Origin of the sequence: Pseudomonas sp. BF-R-01 (genome assembly GCF_019946615.1) — a bacterium.
GTDB lineage: Bacteria > Pseudomonadota > Gammaproteobacteria > Pseudomonadales > Pseudomonadaceae > Aquipseudomonas > Aquipseudomonas migulae.
In genome coordinates this window covers 39,460-58,611 of sequence record NZ_JAGYFX010000033.1, presented here as the reverse complement: position 1 = coordinate 58,611, position 19,152 = coordinate 39,460, and the positions used below count along the sequence as shown (strand labels likewise).

The following is a 19,152-nucleotide window of genomic DNA, read 5'->3' as shown; positions in this document are numbered from 1 at the left end:
CCTCGGTAATCAGACAAACCGCGGTGGCTGAATCGCCAGCAAGCCGGCTCCTACGAAAAGCCGATCAGTCGTTGTAGTCTTCCCAACCGCCCATCTGTTTCCAGCGATTGACGATGCCGCAGAACAGCTCGGCCGTCTTCTCGGTGTCGTAGCGAGCCGAGTGAGCCTCGCGACCGTCGAAGTCGATATCGGCGGCCTGACAGGCTTTCGCCAGCACCGTCTGACCGTACGCCAGACCGGCCAGGGTGGCCGTGTCGAAGCTGGAGAACGGATGGAACGGATTGCGCTTCATGTCCAGGCGCGCAACCGCCGCGTTCAGGAAGCCCAGATCGAAGCTGCTGTTGTGCCCGACCAGAATCGCCCGCTTGCAGTCGTTGGCTTTCAGCGCCTTGCGGATGCCACGGAAGATATCGGTCAGCGCCGCTTCTTCACTCACCGCCATGCGCAGCGGGTGATCGAGTTTGATCCCGGTGAACTCCAGCGCGGCCGCTTCGATGTTGGCGCCTTCAAAAGGCTCGACGCGGAAGAAGTAGGTGTGGTCAGGGTAGACAAAACCCTTCTCGTCCATGGCGATGGTGGTAGCGGCTATTTCCAGCAAAGCGTCAGTGGCAGAGTTGAAACCACCGGTTTCAACGTCGACAACGACTGGCAGGTATCCACGGAATCGAGCTGCCATCGGGTGGCGTGGACCACCTCCGCCGCCTTGACCGTCCTGTTCGTCGTCGTAATGGTCTTCACTCACGCGTGTTCCTCCAGCAGGCGCCAGCGCAGTTTTTCACCGGCGCGCAGCGGGATAACGGTCAGCTCGCCAAATGGCAGGCTGGTTGGGGCGGTCCACTCGTCGCGGACCAGAGTAATGCGATCGGTGTTCACCGGCAGGCCATAGAAGCGCGGGCCGTTGAGGCTGGCGAAGGCTTCGAGCTTGTCCAGTGCGTTACGTTGTTCGAACGCTTCGGCGTACATCTCGATCGCCGCATAAGCGGTGTAGCAACCGGCACAGCCGCACGCGGCTTCTTTGGCATGCTGGGCGTGAGGCGCCGAGTCGGTGCCGAGGAAGAACTTTTCGCTGCCGCTGGTGGCGGCGTCGAGCAGGGCTTCCTGGTGCGTATTGCGCTTGAGGATCGGCAGGCAATAGAAGTGCGGCCGAATCCCGCCCACCAGCATGTGGTTGCGGTTGTACAAGAGGTGATGCGCGGTGATGGTCGCGCCAACGTTGGCCGAAGCCTCGTTGACGAACTGCACGGCGTCCGCGGTGGTGATGTGTTCGAACACCACTTTGAGCGTCGGGAAACGCTCGACCACACGACGCATGTGCTCATCGATGAAGATTTTTTCGCGGTCGAACACGTCGACATCGCCACGGGTGACTTCACCGTGAACCAACAAAGGCATCCCGACTTCGGCCATGGCCTCAAGCGCAGGGAAGATCTTGTCGATGCTGGTGACGCCAGAGTCCGAGTTGGTGGTCGCGCCGGCCGGATACAACTTGGCGGCATGAATGAAACCGCTGGCCTTGGCCTCACGAATTTCTTCGGGCTGGGTGCGGTCGGTCAGGTAAAGGACCATCAACGGTTCGAAACGGCTGCCAGCCGGACGTGCAGCGAGAATCCGCTGGCGATAGCCGTCGGCTTCAGCGGCGTTGCGCACCGGAGGTACCAGGTTGGGCATGATGATGGCGCGACCAAAGGTGCGCGCGACATCCGCAACGGTATTGGTCAACACGGCACCATCGCGAAGATGAATATGCCAGTCGTCGGGACGCAGCAGGGTCAGGCGGTCGGACATGAGGGGATTCCAGGCGGGTCAAACTGAAGGGAATGCTACCGGAAAAGACTCTCTCAGGCACTCGCTATCAAGTTTTGCGGGAAGCTTCCGATATCCAACAGGTATGCCGTAAACATGTGTGTGTCGGTCTTTTTGTTGTAGAAGCCAGTGGAGCCTCCCGTGCGCCAGCGTTATTTAGCCTTGCTCAGCGTGTTTGCCAGCCTTCCCGCGATGGCGCTCACTTTCCAGACCCGTCTGGAGAGCATCGAGTGGACGGTCGAAGGGGACAAGTTCGAGTGCCGCCTGACTCAACCGATCACTGATTTCGGTTCGGGTGAGTTCGTGCGCCGCGCCGGCGAGCAGGCGACGTTTCGTCTGAAAGCCTATAACTCGATGGTCGGCGGCGGCTCGGCGACCCTGCTGGCAGCCGCAGCGCCCTGGCAGCCGGGGCGGGGCGACATCAATCTGGGCTCCGTGCGGATTGGTAGCGGCAATGTGCTGTTCAACAGTTCGCAAGTTCAGGCCGGACGCCTGATCAGTGGCCTGATGGATGGGCGCAGCCCGGTCATTCGACATTCTTCGGGCGATGGCCGAGTGTCGGAAGTGCGGTTGTTGCCGGTCAAGTTCAGCAAGGCGTTCAACGATTATCAAAGCTGTGTGGCGAAGCTGCTGCCGAAGAATTTCGAGCAAGTCAAACAAACGCAGATCGGCTTTCCCGGCGACGGCCTGGATCTCGACGCACAGGCCAAGGCTCAGTTGCAGGTCATGCTGGAGTTCATGAAGGCCGATCCGACGGTCAATCACATCGAACTCGACGGCCACTCCGACAACAGCGGCAATCGCCTGGCCAATCGTGACCTGTCGCGGCGTCGGGCCCTGGCGGTCATGGAGTTCTTCAAGGCCAACGGTTTTCAGGAATCGCAGATCACTGTGCGCTTTCACGGCGAGCGTTATCCGTTGGCACCCAACACCAATGCCGCCAATCGGGCGAAGAACCGTCGGGTCAATGTGCATCTGGCGCGGGTCGCACCCACCGAGCAGCCGGCGCCTCAGACAACCGCATCGGCGAGCCCCGCGAAGACATACTGAACCGGCTGTCATCGTCGCCCGCTCGACATAATCTGTCGCTTCGTCGTCATAAGCTGTCGCGCCTCTGTAAATTATCCTGCATGACCGGTAGACTTGACGGCTTTCCGTAGAACCCCGTGGAGTGATGGCATGGCGGACGTAAACAAGGTCGTTCTGGCGTATTCCGGCGGCCTGGACACTTCGGTGATCCTCAAGTGGCTGCAGGATACTTATAACTGTGAAGTGGTGACCTTTACCGCTGACCTGGGTCAGGGCGAAGAGGTCGAGCCGGCTCGCGCCAAGGCTCAGGCCATGGGCGTAAAAGAAATCTACATCGACGATCTGCGCGAAGAATTCGTGCGTGACTTCGTATTCCCGATGTTCCGCGCCAACACCGTTTACGAAGGCGAGTACCTGCTGGGTACTTCCATCGCTCGTCCGTTGATCGCCAAACGCCTGATCGAAATCGCCAACGAAACCGGCGCTGACGCCATTTCCCACGGTGCCACCGGCAAGGGTAACGACCAGGTTCGTTTCGAACTGGGCGCTTATGCCTTGAAGCCAGGTGTGAAAGTGATCGCTCCGTGGCGCGAATGGGACCTGCTCTCCCGTGAAAAGCTGATGGATTACGCTGAAAAGCACGCGATCCCGATCGAGCGTCATGGCAAGAAGAAATCCCCGTACTCGATGGATGCCAACCTGCTGCACATCTCCTATGAAGGCGGCGTGCTGGAAGACACCTGGACCGAGCACGAAGAAGACATGTGGAAATGGACCGTCTCCCCGGAGAAGGCTCCTGACAAGGCGCAGTACCTCGAACTGACTTACCGTAACGGCGACATCGTTGCACTGGACGGCGTCGAAATGACTCCGGCCACCGTGCTGGCGACCCTGAACCGTATCGGTGGCGAACACGGTATCGGCCGTCTCGACATCGTCGAGAACCGTTACGTGGGCATGAAGTCCCGTGGCTGCTACGAAACCCCTGGCGGCACCATCATGCTGCGCGCCCACCGTGCGATCGAATCGATCACGCTGGACCGCGAAGTGGCTCACCTCAAAGACGAGCTGATGCCTAAATACGCCAGCCTGATCTACACCGGTTACTGGTGGAGCCCTGAGCGTCTGATGCTGCAACAGATGATCGATGCGTCCCAGGCTCACGTGAACGGCGTCGTGCGCCTGAAGCTGTACAAGGGCAACGTGATCGTCACTGGCCGCAAGTCCGACGAATCGTTGTTCGATGCCAACATCGCGACCTTCGAGGAAGATGGCGGCGCCTACAACCAGGCCGACGCGGCGGGCTTCATCAAGCTCAACGCGCTGCGCATGCGTATCGCGGCAAACAAAGGTCGCAAGCTGTTCTGAGATCTTTGACACGCTGATGGAATGTGTGGCCTTGTCCAGGACAAGGCCACACATTTGAAAACAGGGATTTTCTGTCTGACATTGCGATTCAACATTCTTGTTGTTTTAAATTCCTTCCTGTCCGCCCCCCATTGATCCTAAAGAGCAACTGCCTGCTGTGTGTCAGCCCGGCAATATTGATCAATGACCGTCACGTCACGTGAACTCAAATTGTAAGCAATACAGAACGTTGCGCTGCTGCGTTTTTTTGCGTTTCGGCAAAACTTGAGTGCGCTTTCTTTCAGTAACGTCTCCGATTCGGCAACAACGAGAAACACGACAACGTGTGCCGGATTCCCCTTGGGCTGGCGAAGCTTTTCCAGAAGGGCGCGGAACTCATTTTTTTTGTTCATCCACCGCGCATCAATGATGTGCAGATCCTTGAGTGACTCAGGCAGCCGAATAGGGTACTGAACCGAGAGACTTGGCTGTAAGCCGATCTCGTCGGGCGGATCTTGCGCGTTACCTGAACGCTCTGCGTTGTCCATCACCTTTATGAAATGCTTTCCCTTTTCAAAGTCGGAAGGCGCGTAAAGCGATCGATAATTGAAGTTAAGGGTGGCGAAGAAAAGAAAAAGCAAATAAAAGGGAAAACTGATCAAAAACCAGATGTAGATCTCTTTATCTTCGTCATCGAGGAAGGGTAGAGAGATGGCGGCCGATGTTTCAGACAGTGTTGCGAATATCGCGATGACTGTCATGGGGTTGGTGATTCGTTGTTTGAGTTTTATCATATTTTTTACTCATATTAGTTCGTCTTTTCTCATTGTGTTAGTTGGTGGTTGTTAGGGTGTAGAGTTTATATGGTAGCGGTGGATTTATAGTTCGGATATATCAGTTTTGCTATTCATTTATTGTTAATTGGCTTTTGATGTAAGGTTTTGTGTTTGATGTTTCTGGTGTGGTGGGTAGGCCGGGAAATATCAATTACCCTACAAGGGTAGACTAATCGTTGGCGTGTGTCGGATCATCTTGGTCAACTGTTGTTGTGTGGCGCGCTGGTTGTAAGCCGAAACAAAAAACTGTTGAATACTGAAATATCATGAGACAGATAAAGTTTCTGGCGCGCTGTGTTTCAAGATTTTTTGTAAGATTATTCCGCGATGTTTGTAGGGAATGTCTCTCGGTGCGGGTGGCCGGGGGGAGCGGCATGCCATGGGTGAAACGACTAGGCTATTGTGCGGGCTCTAAAAATTCGAACAGCGAAAATTGGACTTGCCCATGAATAAAGTGCTGATCGTGGATGATCACCCCGTCATTCGTCTTGCGGTACGTATGCTGATGGAGCGTCATGGCTACGAAGTCATTGCAGAAACAGATAATGGCGTGGATGCATTGCAACTAGCTCGTGAACATATGCCGGATATTGTCATCCTGGATATTGGAATACCCAAACTGGATGGGCTGGAAGTCATTGCACGTCTGGCATCGGCAGCGATGCCAATGAAAGTACTGATATTGACTTCACAGGCTCCCGGGCATTTTTCGATGCGTTGCATGCAATCCGGTGCTGCAGGATATGTTTGCAAACAACAGGACCTCACTGAGTTGCTCAGTGCAATAAAGGCGGTATTGTCGGGCTACAGTTACTTTCCCAATCAAGCCTTGCATACCGTGCGCTCCAGTCTGGGGAATGCCAGTGAAGCCGATATGGTGGATCGTCTTTCGGGGCGGGAGATGATGGTCTTGCAACAGTTGGCTCGCGGCAAGACCAACAAGGAAATTGCCGATGGAATGTTCCTCAGCAATAAAACCGTCAGTACTTACAAGACGCGGCTGTTGTTGAAACTCAATGCGCGGTCCCTGGTTGACCTGATCGAACTGGCTCAACGCAATGGGTTGGTATGACTGGGCCAGTGCTTGACGGGGCGTAAAGAGTGGGCGTTTTCAAGGTTTCGCACCTAGTAAAAAGCCTCCGTTTCGGGAGGCTTTCAGGTGTCATAGGTCAAAATCGTAATCGGCCAATTGCTTTTGCAGTCGGCGCTCCTCCAGCAGATTGTCGATGGTGCGGCGTTTGCTCAGGTTGGTCTTTGCCACTTCAACCACCGGTTCCGCGTCATCGGCCTCAACGGGTGTGAAGTCGTCTTCTACGTCCAATTGCTCTTTGCCAGTGCTCATAAGGTTAACTCCAGGCTAAGACTGCCTTTGGCGCTCCTTATATCGATAATCGCCTCGCGGGTAAAAAAGATTTTTTCAATCGATAAATCAAAAAACCTAATAGCGCCTCAATCGTCCGAAGTCTTGTGCTTGTATTCGCACAGGTCTTCTATCCGGCAACTGCCGCAGCGAGGCTTGCGAGCCAGGCAAACGTAACGCCCATGAAGAATCAGCCAGTGATGGGAATCGAGCAGATATTCCTTCGGCACGAACTTCATCAGTTTTTTCTCGACCTCGACCACATTCTTGCCGGGAGCGATGCCAGTACGATTGCTGACCCGGAAAATATGCGTGTCCACGGCCATGGTCAGTTGGCGGAATGCAGTATTGAGCACCACGTTGGCAGTCTTGCGGCCGACACCGGGCAACGCTTCGAGCTCTTCACGGGTCTGCGGCACTTCCCCGCCATGGCGTTCCACCAGCAAGCGGCAGGTTTCGATTACATTTTTTGCCTTGCTGTTGAACAGGCCGATGGTCTTGATGTACTCGGACAGACCTTCCACGCCCAGGGCGTAAATCGCCTGCGGCGTATTGGCCACCGGGTAGAGCTTGGCGGTGGCTTTATTGACGCCGACATCGGTCGATTGTGCCGAGAGAATCACCGAGATCAGCAATTCGAATGGCGAGGAGTAGGCCAGTTCGGTCTTCGGCTCCGGGTTGTCTTCATGCAGCCTGCGGAAAATTTCCAGACGTTTTGCGGCATTCATGGGCAGTGCGTTTCCTCGAAAGCGATCAATGTGAGGGAGTCGGGCGGGGCCAGGCTTGCCAGGCGGCGATCAGCAGGCCCAGCAGAATGAATCCGCCAGGTGCCAACGTGGCCAGGCGCAAGCCTGCGTCGCCGAGGATTTCGCGCAGCAGGCCCAGGCCGACCATCAGCGCGCCGAACAGGACACACAGGCGCAGGCGCTCACGCCATGCACTCTGGAAAAAACCGGTGTGTTCCAACATGACGCACTGCAAAGCGATCAGTGCTGCATAAAACCCCGAATGCTGGTGCCATTGAAGTGACCAGACCTGCGCGGCGAGTTCTGCACAACCGGTCAGCGTGGCCGCCAGCAGGACGCCTGCGAACAAGCGAGCCGCCGGGATCAGTCGGGATCGCAAGGCAGCCATGCTCGCACCAAACGCACTGATCACCACGATGAATATCAACCACACACCCAGTGCGGTCACTAACGAGTCAGTGGCGCCGATCAGCGGCGCGAGCATCAGCGAGTTCTGTAACTTCGCGGACTTATTCATGGCGGTCGCTCCCGATCAGCTGGCGCGAGTGTTCATCAAAGTAGCGCAGAGCCTCGTGGATCGCATTGATCACGGCTCTGGAGGTAATGGTCGCGCCAGCGATTTGATCAAATTGCCCCTGATCCTTTTTCAACGCCCAACCGCTGTCGGCGGGTTCATTCAAGGATTTGCCAGTGAACGCCTGAAGCCAGCTATTGGGCCAGTCGGCGATACGCGCACCCAGGCCCGGGGTTTCCGATTGTTTCAGGGTCTTGACCCCTAGCAACTTGCCGTTCGCGTCAATGGCGATCAGCAAATCGATGGAGCCCGCATACCCGATCGTCTGGCTGCGCAGCAGGACCGCAACGGGTTGGCCGGCCTTGGTGGCGAGGTAGCCGCCCAGCAAGGTGCTGTTGGTCAACGCCAGGTTACCGAGGTGCAGCGGCTGCTCCAGCGGTTGATTGTCGTAACTGTCGGAAGGCAGCAAATCGAGCAGGTTGCGGCTGTCGATCCGTCGTTGTTCGGCTGCGATACGTGGCGCGCTGCTGTACTGCACAAGCCAGGTCGCGCCAATCCCCAGGCTTGCCAGCAACAGCAGAATCACAACGCTCGACGTTCGGCTCATGGCGAAAGCTGCTCCTGCCTGGACGCGACAAACCGCTCCAGCGCCGGCACGCAAAGATTCATCAACAACACTGCAAACGCAACGCCGTCCGGATAGCCGCCCCAAGTGCGAATCAGGTACGTCAGCAATCCCACGCCCGCGCCGAACAGCAGTCGGGCGCCAGGGATTTTTGCACCGGACACCGGCTCCGTGACGATAAAGAATGCGCCCAGCATGCTCGCGCCCGTGAGCAGATGAAACAGGGGGGAACCATGGGAGTCTGAGCCCGAACCGTTCCAGCACAGCAGGCTGATGACGAACAGGCTGGCAAGCATGCCCACCGGCGCATGCCAGCTGAACACCCGCCGTTGCAGCAGAAACAAACCGCCCGCCAGAAACGCCAGGTTGACCCATTCCACGCCGCGCGCGCCGAAGTGACCGAACGCTGGATTGCCGGCGAAGAGTTCGTCCATGGTCAGGCTTTTGTTGATTCGCAAGCTGTCCAGCGCCGTGGCCTGGACCCACGCATCCGGTGTCTGGCTGAGGCTGAAACCGAACACTTGCTGCAGACCACCGAGCAGGTCCATGCCGTGGGACGAAGGCCAGTGAGTCATTGGTTGGGGAAAGGTCACCAGCACGAAAGCGAAACCGAGCATCGCCGGGTTGAACGGGTTTTTCCCTACACCGCCATACAGTTGTTTTCCGATCAGCGCGAATGCCGCGGCGCAGACCGTCAGCCACCATGGGCAATACGGCGGCAAAGCCAGGGCCAGCAACGTCGCACTGACCAGTGCGCTGCCATCGCTCAAGGTCGGTTTGATCTGGCGTTTGCGCAGCCATAACACCGCCGCTTCAACGGCCAGCGCGGTAACGCCGGCCAGGATCAAATTGATCAACACGCCCCAGCCATACAACCAGAACAGCACCAGCATTCCCGGCACGGTGGCCAGCAACACCAGCTTCATGGCCTGCTGAAGGCGCTCGTCGACCGATTCAAGGGGCGACATAGGCATCCACCTGACGCTCGGCTTCTTGCAGGCGGGCGCGTGCCTTGTCCATTACCTCGGCGGGAGTGTCAGTGCGACGTTCGAGTTTGCTGACATCCGCGCGAGCGTAGGCCAATTCGGTTTTCAGCTGTCGAAGCTGGCTGTCGATGGGGCGTTTTTCGATACGCGCCAGGTCAGGTAAAGGCTGCTCGCTTGCAGTTTCTGCCGCGTTCAGGGCTTTTTCAGCGTCGCCGAGTGCGCGCTCCAGGGCTTCGATCTGCTCGGCCGGCGCGTCACTGGTTTGCGCTTTCTTGAGTTCGGCGCGGCGCATGGCCAACTGTATTTTCGCCCGCTTCAGATCCGCGTCTTTCACTGGCGCCGCAGGCGCAGCGGCGGGTGGTGCGCTGTTTTCCAACTGCGCCAAGGCGTGTTCAGCGGCGTCGAATTGCTGTTGCAGGACGATCAGTTGCGACTGCTGTTCGAAGGTCGGCGGATGGCCGAACGCCTTGAGCGATTTGTTCAGTTGCGCGCGGCTCATCGCGAGATCGATTTTGGCTTTCTTCAACGCCGCGTCGGCATTGGCCGCTTTCTGCGCACGAACTCTTTCCAGCGCGGCTTGAACCGGGTCGAGCGTTGTCACTTCACTGTGCTGCTGTTGCGCAGCGCGATGTGCCCGGGCCTGACGCTCGGCGAGTTTCTGTTCTTCTTCGCGGTGCAAGCGGGCGTTGCGCTGTTCAAAGCGACGCCGGGCGTGATTGCGTTTGGCGGTACGCGCCTGTTGTTCTTCAGGGCTGAATGCCAGGCCACCGACAATCGGCAACACCGTGGCCAGCGGTAACGGCCGCATTTCGATGCAGTCCACCGGGCAAGGAGCCACGCAAAGGTCGCAACCGGTGCATTCGTCGATGATCACCGTGTGCATCAATTTCGCTGCGCCGACGATGGCGTCTACCGGGCAGGCCTGAATGCACTTGGTGCAACCGATGCACTCGGCTTCGCGGATGTAGGCGATTTGCGCCGGGGCCGAACCGCGACTGACGTCCAACTCCAGCACCGGCACTTTCAGCAACTCAGCCAAGGCTGCGATGGTTTCGCTGCCGCCGGGCGGGCACTTGTTGATCGGCTCGCCGCTGGCGATGCCTTCTGCGTACGGCTTGCATCCGGGATGGCCACATTTGCCGCACTGGGTCTGCGGCAAGAGGGCGTCGATGCGTTGAATCAGACTCATGTTTTGATCAGTCCGCTGAAACCGAGAAAAGCCACTGCGATCAGTCCGGCGCCGATCAGGTCGATCGGCAGTCCGCGAAAGGGCAGGGGAACATCGTTATCGAGGGTGCGCTGGCGCAAGTCGCTGAACAGACTCAGCACCAGCCAGAACCCCAGCCCGGCGCCGAGGCTCAGGGCTGTGGCGTGGAAAAATCCGTAGTTTTCCTGGGCGTTGATCAGCGCCAGACCGAGCACGCCGGCATTGCCGAGCAGCAGCGGCCAGAGCCCTTCGAACGAAAGCGTCGAAAACACTTTCGGCAGCAGCTTCAGCAGCGGTGTGATCAACAACACGCTCAGCGGCAGAAACGCGAACAAACGCAGCGAAGTCAGCTCAAGCGGCGCCAGTAGCCAGTGGTAGAGCGCGTAGCCGAGCATTCCGACGATCAGCATCAGGCACGTCGTCGCAATGCCCAGCGCATGCACCTGGCGGCGCTCGGAGCCCAGCAGCGGATCGACGCCCAGCGGCCAGTGCAACACGACGTTGTTGATCAGGGCAGCGCTGATAAGCGTAAGAAGCATCTCGGTCATGATCGTGCCGGAAGAAAGAAGCCTTGCTAACAAGGTTAGGCATTATCCGGCAAGGAAGGAGGGGGGGCCAGACATGAAAATCCCACAGTCGCGTCGGGCACGACTGTGGGATCGGTTTGCCGCAGGATCTTACTTGATACGCTGACCTGGCTTGGCACCGCTGTCGGGGCTGAGCAGGTAGATTTCTTCACCGCCAGGACCGGCCGCCATCACCATGCCTTCGGAGATGCCGAACTTCATTTTCCGTGGCTTGAGGTTGGCGATCATCATGGTCAGGCGACCATCGAGCTTGGACGGGTCCGGGTAAGCGCTCTTGATCCCGGAGAACACGTTGCGTTGCTCGTCACCGATGTCGAGGGTCAGGCGCAGCAGCTTGTCGGCGCCTTCCACGGCTTCGGCCTTGACGATCAGCGCAACGCGCAGGTCGACGGCGGCAAACGCATCGAATTCGATCTCTGGCGACAGCGGATCCTTCGCCAGTTCGCCGTTGCCGGCAGGTGCAGCTTCGCCGGTGTCGGTCTGGCTGGCGGTCAGGTCTTCTTTCGAAGCGTCGGTCATGGCTTGCACTTTCACCGGGTCGATGCGGGTCATCAGCGGCTTGAACTCGTTCAACTGATGGTTGCTGAGCAGGGTCGCGTGATCGTTCCAGGTCAGCGGCGCGACGTTGAGGAACGCCTCGGCATCGGCGGCCAGCAGTGGCAGCACCGGTTTGAGGAAGATCACCAGTTGGCGGAACAGGTTGATGCCCAGCGCGCAGATCGCCTGGACTTCGTCGTGCTTGCCTTCCTGTTTGTTCAGCGACCAAGGCGCCTTGTCGGCGATCCAGGCGTTGGCGCGGTCGGCCAGGCCCATGATCTCGCGCATGGCACGGGCAAAGTCACGAGCCTCGTAGGCTTCGGCGATGCTTGGCGCTGCGGCGAGGAAAGCTTCGGTCAGTTCTGGCGCGGCGTTACCGGCTACCAGCACGCCGGCATTGCCTTTGTGGATGAAACCGGCGCAGCGGCTGGCGATGTTGACGACTTTGCCGACGAGGTCGGAGTTGACCTTCTGCACGAAGTCTTCGAGGTTCAGGTCGAGGTCGTCGACGCCGCGTCCCAGTTTGGCCGCGTAGTAGTAACGCAGGTATTCCGGCGACAGGTGATCCAGGTAGGTCCGGGCCTTGATGAAGGTGCCGCGGGACTTGGACATTTTCTGACCATTGACGGTCAGGTAGCCGTGCACGTTGATGCCGGTCGGTTTACGGAAACCGGCGCCTTCGAGCATCGCTGGCCAGAAGAGGGCGTGGAAGTTGACGATGTCCTTGCCGATGAAGTGGTACAGCTCGGCAGTGGAATCCTTGCCCCAGAACGCATCGAAATCCAGCTCCGGCGTGCGGTTGCACAGGTTCTTGAAGCTGGCCATGTAACCGATTGGCGCGTCCAGCCAGACGTAGAAGTACTTGCCCGGCTCGCCTGGGATTTCGAAACCGAAGTACGGCGCATCGCGGGAGATGTCCCACTGTTGCAGGCCGGCATCCAGCCATTCGGCGATCTTGTTGGCGACGGCGTCTTGCAACGTGCCGCTGCGGGTCCAGGTTTGCAGCATTTCCTGGAAGTCCGGCAGTTTGAAGAAGAAGTGCTGGGAATCCTTGAGCACCGGGGTGGCGCCAGAGATGGCCGACTTCGGATCCTTCAAGTCAGTCGGTGCATAGGTCGCGCCGCATTTCTCGCAGTTGTCGCCGTACTGGTCTTCGGTGCCGCATTTCGGGCAGGTGCCCTTGATGAAGCGGTCGGCCAGGAACATTTTCTTTTCCGGGTCGAAATACTGCGTGATCGAGCGCGTAGCGATGTGCCCGGCGTCGCGCAGCTTCAGGTAGATCTGGCTCGACAGCTCACGGTTTTCTTCGGCGTGAGTGGAGTGGAAGTTGTCGAAGTCCACCAGGAACTCGGCAAAGTCGGCGCTGTGTTCAGCCTGGACGTTGGCGATCAGTTGTTCCGGGGTGATGCCTTCCTTTTCCGCGCGCAGCATGATCGCCGAACCGTGGGCGTCGTCGGCGCAGACATAAATGCATTGGTTGCCGCGGTGCTTCTGGAAGCGCACCCACATATCGGTCTGGATGTATTCCAGCATGTGGCCAAGATGGATCGAACCATTGGCATAGGGCAGGGCGCTGGTGACGAGGATCTTGCGTGGCTCGGACATGGGGCTCGGCTACTTGATGAAACGGAGGTCGGCCACTATAAAGCGCCGGCGCATATTTTTCACCCCGTGCGCCTGTTTCATTGGATGACTGACGTGGATTCATGCGATGCGCCGCGTTCCTGTAGGAGCCCGGCTTGCCGGCGATGGCGCCTTCTAGTCAGCTATCGTCGGAACGCCGGCTCCTACAGATCTTTTCGACATGCCGCCAAACGATCAGAACAGGTACGATACCCGCCTGATTTTCCAGTCTTGCTATCGGAGTTGCCCATGAGCGCCGTCAATCGCGCAGCGGTGGAAGCCGTCCTTCGCCAATACACCGACCCTTACCTGAACCAGGACCCGGTCAGCGCCGGGTGCGTGCGCAACATCGACATCCAGGGTGATCGCGTCAGCGTCCAGCTGGAGTTGGGTTACGCCGCCGGCCTGTTCAAAAGTGGCTGGGCGCAGATGCTGCAGATGGCCATCGAAGGCCTCGACGGCGTCACCAGCGCCCGCGTTGATATCACCAGTGTGATCGCTGCACACAAGGCTCAGGCACAGATCCCGGGCCTGGCCAACGTCAAGAACGTCGTGGCCGTGGCATCCGGCAAGGGCGGCGTGGGCAAGTCCACCACCGCCGCCAACCTCGCGTTGGCCCTGGCCCGCGAAGGCGCCAAGGTGGGGATTCTGGATGCGGACATTTACGGCCCGAGCCAAGGCATCATGTTCGGCATTCCCGAAGGCACCCGACCAAAGGTCAAGGATCAGAAGTGGTTCGTGCCGATTGAGTCCCATGGCGTCGAAGTGATGTCCATGGCGTTTTTGACCGACGACAACACGCCGATGGTCTGGCGCGGGCCGATGGTCTCTGGCGCACTGTTGCAACTGGTGACACAAACCGCCTGGGGCGATCTGGATTACCTGGTCATCGACATGCCGCCTGGCACCGGCGACATCCAGCTGACCCTGGCACAGAAAGTCCCGGTGGCCGGCGCTGTCATCGTTACCACCCCACAAGACCTGGCGTTGCTGGACGCGCGCAAAGGCGTGGAGATGTTCCGCAAGGTCAACATCCCGGTGCTGGGCGTGGTGGAAAACATGGCGGTGCACATCTGCTCGAACTGCGGGCATGCCGAGCATCTGTTCGGTGAGGGCGGGGGCGTGAAGCTGGCCAGCCAATATGGCGTCGAGCTGCTGGCCTCTTTGCCGCTGGCGATGGCCATTCGTGAACAGGCCGATGGCGGCAAGCCAACGGTCATTGCCGAGCCGGACAGCCCGATCGCGCTGGTGTATCAGGAACTCGCCCGCCATGTCGGCGCGCGGATCGTGTTGCAGGAAGCGGCGACCCCGGCGATGCCGAACATCACCATCAGCGACGATTAAACGCGATCCAATTGTGGGAGCGAGCCTGCTCGCGATAGCGGATTAACATTCAACGGATGCGTTGACTGGCACACCGTTATCGCGAGCAGGCTCGCTCCCACATTGGTTTTGCGGTGTTGGTTAGATGCGCAACCCGCCATCCATTTCCAGGATCCGGCCGGTGTAGTAGTCGTTCTCGAAAATGTACGCCGCCGAATGGGCGATCTCTTCCGGCTTGCCCATGCGCTTGAGCGGAATCCCGGACGTCATTTTCTCCAGCGCTTCAGGCTTCATGCCCAGCGTCATCTCGGTCTCGATAAAGCCCGGTGCAATGCCCGCAACGCGGATGCCGTAACGCGCCAATTCCTTTGCCCAAGTGACGGTCGCCGCAGCAACCCCGGCCTTGGCTGCCGAGTAGTTGGTCTGGCCGACGTTGCCGGCGCGGGAGATCGACGAGATGTTGATGATCGCGCCGCTATTCTTCAGCTCGACCATTTTCGCCGCGACTTCGCGGGTGCACAGGAATACGCCGGTCAGGTTGACGTCGATGACCGCCTGCCATTGGGCCAGGCTCATCTTGGTCATCTCGCCGTCCTTGACCTTCAACAGCAGCCCGTCACGCAGGATCCCGGCGTTGTTGATCAGCCCATGGATCGCGCCGAAATCTTCGGCCACCTGGGCGACCATGTGCGTCACTTGCTCTTCATTGGCCACGTTGCACAGGTAGGCGCGGGTCTCGACGCCCTTGGCCTTGCACGCGGCAACGGCGTCATCGAGCTTTTCCTGGTTCAGGTCAACCAGCGCAAGCTTCGCGCCTTTACCGGCTAAATACTCGGCCATCGAACGGCCTAAACCCTGGCAACCGCCAGTGATAATGATTACTTTGTCAGTGAGTTGCATTCGCGTGCCCCAGTTGCAGGTTGGAGTGGTCTTCCTTCTAGAGAGCCTCTCGATCTGCACCTGATGTGGCCTGGTTGCACATGAGAACTGCCCCGATGGCGGACTGGAACTTTCAGCAGTCGCCTGTCCGTTTTTTCGACGGATTCTATATAAGGAGTCATAAATTGAGCGTTGAAGCGGCCAAGAATGCCCGAGAATTGCTTCTCAAGGAATACCGCGGAGTGCTGTCGACGCACTCCAAGGCGATGCCCGGTTTCCCGTTTGGCTCCGTGGTTCCTTACTGTCTGGACGAGCAGGGCCGGCCGCTGATCCTGATCAGCCGCATCGCCCAGCACACCCACAACCTGCAGAAAGACCCGAAGTGTTCGCTGTTCGTCGGTGAGCGCGGGGCCGAGGACGTGCAAGCGGTCGGCCGCCTGACGTACCTCGCCGAAGCAGAAAAACTCGAGGACGCGGCTGCAATTGAATCGGCCGCTGAGCGCTACTACCGTTACTTCCCGGATTCGCAGAATTACCACAAGGCCCACGATTTCGATTTCTGGGTGCTCAAACCCGTGCGTCACCGTTACATCGGTGGCTTCGGCGCGATTCATTGGGTCGATCAACTGACGTTGGCCAACCCGTTCGCCGGCAAGGCCGAGGTGAGCATGGTCGAGCACATGAACGCCGATCACGCCAAAGCCATCGCCCACTACGTCGAACTGGCGGGGCTGCCGAAAACCGAGCCGGCGCAATTGGCCGGGATCGACACTGAAGGCATGCACCTGCGCATTGGTCAGGCGCTGTACTGGCTACCGTTTCAAGCCCCGTGTAATACGCCGACACAAGTTCGGGAGGCCTTGGTTTTCCTGGCTCACGCCGAACATTGGCCGAAAAATGAAGTGGCCGGAGCTTGAATTCACGAAAGGGCGACGTCATCTAGGGAAGACTGGCAAGGCATTCTTGCGTTGAGGAACCTTTTGATGCGCCCTTTTTTATTGCTCTTTGTACTGTTTCCGGTGTTGGAGCTGTTCGTATTCGTCAAGGTCAGCGGTGCGATCGGGTTTTTCCCGGCGCTGCTGCTGGTCATTCTCGGCTCGATGCTCGGCGTGTTCGTGCTGCGCATCGCCGGCCTGGCCACTGCGCTGCGTGCGCGTGAAAGTCTGAACCGCGGCGAACTGCCAGCCCAGACCATGCTCGAAGGCCTGATGCTGGCCCTGGCCGGTGGTCTGTTGATTCTGCCGGGCTTCGTCACCGACGTGCTGGGCCTGATCATGCTGCTGCCGATCTCGCGTCGACTGCTGGCCAATAAAATGCGCCAGCGCGCCGAAGAGGCGGCGATCCGTCAGCGTGCGTTCGCCGATGATCTTCAGCCGCGTGGCGGTCCTGCCCCGCGCGAGCCGTTGGGCCGAGAGCCGAACGTGATCGAAGGTGAGTTCGAACACCGCGATTCCAAGTAAATCGTTTCACCTGCACGGCACCTTCGGGTGCCGTGTTCGTTTTCGGGGCATCAACGTAAAAAATTTCGATCCCCGCCCTTGTAATAAGCTTATGCGCCCTTATGTAACGGTCACCGCAAGGTTTCTGGCAATCACGCCAGACAGACTTCCGCGGTTCGCTTGACGAGCCGCACCCGGCACCGCCGGATTTGTTAAACCCGCCGGGACTACACCGGCCGATGAAAACCACAATTAGGAGAGATCGACAATGAAGCTTCGTCCTCTGCATGACCGCGTCGTCATCCGTCGCAGCGAAGAAGAAAAGAAAACCGCTGGCGGTATCGTCCTGCCAGGTTCGGCTGCTGAAAAAGCCAACAGCGGCGAAGTGCTCGCTGTAGGTACCGGCCGCGTGCTGGACAACGGTGAAGTGCGTGCGCTGGCCGTGAAAGTGGGTGACAAGGTTGTGTTCGGCCCGTACTCCGGCAGCAACACCGTGAAAGTCGACGGCGAAGACCTGCTGGTAATGGCTGAGAACGAGATTCTCGCTGTTATCGAAGGCTGATTCCCCGCTCATTTTCCCGCTACTACAAAGTATTTAAGGAATATCGATCATGGCTGCTAAAGAAGTTAAATTCGGCGACTCCGCCCGCAAGAAAATGCTCGCCGGTGTAAACGTCCTGGCTGACGCAGTAAAAGCGACCCTGGGCCCTAAAGGCCGTAACGTGATCATCGAGAAGAGCTTCGGCGCTCCGACCATCACCAAGGACGGCGTGTCCGTCGCCAAAGAAATCGAGCTGAAAGATCGCTTCGAAAACATGGGCGCGCAGCTGGTCAAAGACGTTGCCTCCCGTGCCAACGATGACGCAGGCGACGGCACCACCACCGCTACCGTTCTGGCTCAATCGATCGTCAACGAAGGCCTGAAAGCCGTCGCTGCCGGCATGAACCCGATGGACCTCAAGCGCGGTATCGACAAAGCGACCATCGCTATCGTCAAAGAGCTGAAAGCCCTGTCCAAGCCATGCGCTGACACCAAGGCAATCGCTCAGGTCGGCACCATCTCGGCCAACTCCGACAACTCCATCGGCGACATCATTGCCGAAGCCATGGAAAAAGTCGGTAAAGAAGGCGTGATCACCGTTGAAGAAGGCTCGGGCCTGGAAAACGAACTGTCGGTTGTTGAAGGCATGCAGTTCGACCGTGGCTACCTGTCCCCGTACTTCGTCAACAAGCCAGAGACCATGACTGCCGAGCTGGACGGTCCGCTGATCCTGCTGGTCGACAAAAAGATCTCGAACATCCGCGAAATGCTGCCAGTACTGGAAGCCGTTGCCAAAGCCGGCCGTCCACTGCTGATCGTGGCCGAAGACGTTGAAGGCGAAGCCCTGGCGACTCTGGTTGTGAACAACATGCGTGGCATCGTCAAAGTCGCAGCCGTCAAGGCTCCAGGCTTCGGCGACCGTCGCAAGGCCATGCTGCAGGACATCGCTGTTCTGACTGGCGGTACCGTTATCTCCGAAGAGATCGGTCTGAGCCTGGAAAGCACTACCCTGGAACACCTGGGTAATGCCAAGCGCGTAATCCTGTCCAAAGAAAACACCACCGTGATCGACGGTGCCGGCGTTGAGGCTGACATCCAGGCTCGCGTTCTGCAGATCCGTCAGCAAGTGGCCGACACTTCGTCCGACTACGACCGTGAAAAACTGCAAGAGCGTCTGGCCAAGCTGTCCGGCGGCGTTGCAGTGATCAAGGTTGGCGCTGGTTCCGAAGTTGAAATGAAAGAGAAGAAAGCCCGCGTTGAAGACGCCCTGCACGCTACCCGTGCAGCCGTTGAAGAAGGCGTGGTACCTGGCGGCGGCGTGGCACTGGTTCGCGCTCTGCAGGCTATCTCCGAGCTGAAAGGCGACAACGATGACCAGAACGTTGGCATCCAGTTGCTGCGTCGCGCTGTAGAAGCTCCACTGCGTCAGATCGTTGCCAACTCCGGCGACGAGCCAAGCGTAGTTGTGGACAAGGTCAAGCAGGGTTCGGGTAACTACGGTTACAACGCTGCCACCGGCGAATACGGCGACATGATCGAAATGGGTATCCTGGACCCGGCCAAAGTGACTCGTTCGGCTCTGCAAGCGGCTTCGTCGATTGCCAGCCTGATGATCACCACCGAAGCCATGATCGCCGAGATCAAGGAAGACGCACCAGCTGGCGGCGGCATGCCAGACATGGGCGGTATGGGCGGCATGGGCGGCATGATGTAAGCCAGCCTTACCCCGTACGAAAAAACCCCGCCTGCGAAAGCAGGCGGGGTTTTTTA

20 protein-coding genes are annotated in these 19,152 nt (G+C 58.5%); 8 read left to right on the top strand and 12 right to left on the bottom strand.

Annotated features, from left to right (window positions below; genetic code table 11):
* Positions 1–64: 64 nt before the first annotated feature.
* Both rnt and pyrC read right to left on the bottom strand, forming a co-directional pair.
* Positions 65–742: a ribonuclease T gene (gene rnt, locus KGB27_RS14710; RefSeq protein WP_223555096.1), complete on the bottom strand. Its 678-nt coding sequence runs from the start codon at positions 740–742 to the stop codon at positions 65–67.
* Entirely contained in the window at positions 739–1,785 is a 1,047-nt protein-coding gene (pyrC, locus tag KGB27_RS14705; RefSeq protein WP_008036439.1) for a dihydroorotase, read from the bottom strand. Before pyrC ends, rnt begins: the two co-directional genes overlap by 4 nt.
* A gap of 159 nt (positions 1,786–1,944) precedes the next feature.
* On the opposite strand from pyrC, the gene KGB27_RS14700 reads away from it, so the two are divergent.
* Positions 1,945–2,853: a flagellar protein MotY gene (locus tag KGB27_RS14700; protein WP_008036440.1), complete on the top strand. Its 909-nt coding sequence runs from the start codon at positions 1,945–1,947 to the stop codon at positions 2,851–2,853.
* 129 nt (positions 2,854–2,982) lie between these two features.
* A complete protein-coding gene (locus KGB27_RS14695; protein WP_008032151.1) occupies positions 2,983–4,200 on the top strand; it encodes an argininosuccinate synthase in 1,218 nt (405 codons plus the stop codon).
* Positions 4,201–4,337: 137 nt separating this feature from the next.
* Here KGB27_RS14695 and KGB27_RS14690 read toward each other — a convergent pair whose 3' ends face one another.
* Positions 4,338–4,973: a hypothetical protein gene (locus tag KGB27_RS14690; protein WP_223555094.1), complete on the bottom strand. Its 636-nt coding sequence runs from the start codon at positions 4,971–4,973 to the stop codon at positions 4,338–4,340.
* 487 nt (positions 4,974–5,460) lie between these two features.
* Here KGB27_RS14690 and KGB27_RS14685 point away from each other — a divergent pair, with 487 nt between their 5' ends.
* Positions 5,461–6,087, top strand: coding sequence for a response regulator transcription factor (locus KGB27_RS14685; protein ID WP_008032148.1), 627 nt, complete (start codon positions 5,461–5,463; stop codon positions 6,085–6,087).
* 90 nt (positions 6,088–6,177) lie between these two features.
* On the opposite strand, the gene KGB27_RS14680 is transcribed toward KGB27_RS14685, so the two are convergent.
* The 8 genes from KGB27_RS14680 to metG all read right to left on the bottom strand — a co-directional run bounded on the left by KGB27_RS14680 (position 6,178) and on the right by metG (position 13,182).
* Positions 6,178–6,357: a PA3496 family putative envelope integrity protein gene (locus KGB27_RS14680; protein ID WP_007898493.1), complete on the bottom strand. Its 180-nt coding sequence runs from the start codon at positions 6,355–6,357 to the stop codon at positions 6,178–6,180.
* A gap of 107 nt (positions 6,358–6,464) precedes the next feature.
* Positions 6,465–7,103 carry an endonuclease III gene (gene nth / locus KGB27_RS14675; protein WP_008032146.1) on the bottom strand — a complete coding sequence of 213 codons (639 nt, stop codon included), beginning with the start codon at positions 7,101–7,103 and terminating at the stop codon, positions 6,465–6,467.
* Between the two features lie 25 nt (positions 7,104–7,128).
* Positions 7,129–7,638, bottom strand: a complete 510-nt coding sequence (locus KGB27_RS14670; RefSeq protein ID WP_223555091.1) for an Rnf-Nqr domain containing protein — start codon at positions 7,636–7,638, stop codon at positions 7,129–7,131.
* Complete coding sequence (locus KGB27_RS14665; RefSeq protein ID WP_223555089.1) at positions 7,631–8,242, bottom strand: RnfABCDGE type electron transport complex subunit G; 612 nt, start codon at positions 8,240–8,242, stop codon at positions 7,631–7,633. Before KGB27_RS14665 ends, KGB27_RS14670 begins: the two co-directional genes overlap by 8 nt.
* Positions 8,239–9,228: an RnfABCDGE type electron transport complex subunit D gene (locus KGB27_RS14660; RefSeq protein ID WP_223555087.1), complete on the bottom strand. Its 990-nt coding sequence runs from the start codon at positions 9,226–9,228 to the stop codon at positions 8,239–8,241. The genes KGB27_RS14665 and KGB27_RS14660 overlap by 4 nt, the downstream gene beginning before the upstream one ends.
* Positions 9,215–10,435: an electron transport complex subunit RsxB gene (gene rsxB, locus KGB27_RS14655; protein WP_223555085.1), complete on the bottom strand. Its 1,221-nt coding sequence runs from the start codon at positions 10,433–10,435 to the stop codon at positions 9,215–9,217. Before rsxB ends, KGB27_RS14660 begins: the two co-directional genes overlap by 14 nt.
* Entirely contained in the window at positions 10,432–11,001 is a 570-nt protein-coding gene (locus tag KGB27_RS14650; protein WP_223555083.1) for an electron transport complex protein RnfA, read from the bottom strand. Before KGB27_RS14650 ends, rsxB begins: the two co-directional genes overlap by 4 nt.
* A gap of 129 nt (positions 11,002–11,130) precedes the next feature.
* Complete coding sequence (metG, locus tag KGB27_RS14645) at positions 11,131–13,182, bottom strand: methionine--tRNA ligase (protein WP_207285853.1); 2,052 nt, start codon at positions 13,180–13,182, stop codon at positions 11,131–11,133.
* Between the two features lie 267 nt (positions 13,183–13,449).
* Here metG and apbC point away from each other — a divergent pair, with 267 nt between their 5' ends.
* Entirely contained in the window at positions 13,450–14,544 is a 1,095-nt protein-coding gene (apbC, locus tag KGB27_RS14640; RefSeq protein ID WP_192417145.1) for an iron-sulfur cluster carrier protein ApbC, read from the top strand.
* Positions 14,545–14,664: 120 nt separating this feature from the next.
* Here the strand turns inward: apbC and KGB27_RS14635 are convergent, their stop codons facing one another.
* A complete protein-coding gene (locus tag KGB27_RS14635; RefSeq protein WP_223555081.1) occupies positions 14,665–15,423 on the bottom strand; it encodes an SDR family oxidoreductase in 759 nt (252 codons plus the stop codon).
* Between the two features lie 164 nt (positions 15,424–15,587).
* On the opposite strand from KGB27_RS14635, the gene KGB27_RS14630 reads away from it, so the two are divergent.
* The 4 genes from KGB27_RS14630 (at position 15,588) to groL (ending at position 19,096) form a co-directional block, all read left to right on the top strand.
* Complete coding sequence (locus KGB27_RS14630) at positions 15,588–16,319, top strand: HugZ family protein (RefSeq protein ID WP_223555079.1); 732 nt, start codon at positions 15,588–15,590, stop codon at positions 16,317–16,319.
* A 66-nt stretch (positions 16,320–16,385) separates the two neighbouring features.
* Positions 16,386–16,862, top strand: coding sequence for an FxsA family protein (locus KGB27_RS14625; protein WP_008032127.1), 477 nt, complete (start codon positions 16,386–16,388; stop codon positions 16,860–16,862).
* A gap of 247 nt (positions 16,863–17,109) precedes the next feature.
* Positions 17,110–17,403 (top strand): co-chaperone GroES, encoded by a 294-nt coding sequence (locus KGB27_RS14620; RefSeq protein ID WP_008032125.1) that lies wholly within the window; start codon positions 17,110–17,112, stop codon positions 17,401–17,403.
* Between the two features lie 49 nt (positions 17,404–17,452).
* Positions 17,453–19,096: a chaperonin GroEL gene (gene groL / locus KGB27_RS14615; RefSeq protein WP_008032122.1), complete on the top strand. Its 1,644-nt coding sequence runs from the start codon at positions 17,453–17,455 to the stop codon at positions 19,094–19,096.
* Positions 19,097–19,152: the final 56 nt, after the last annotated feature.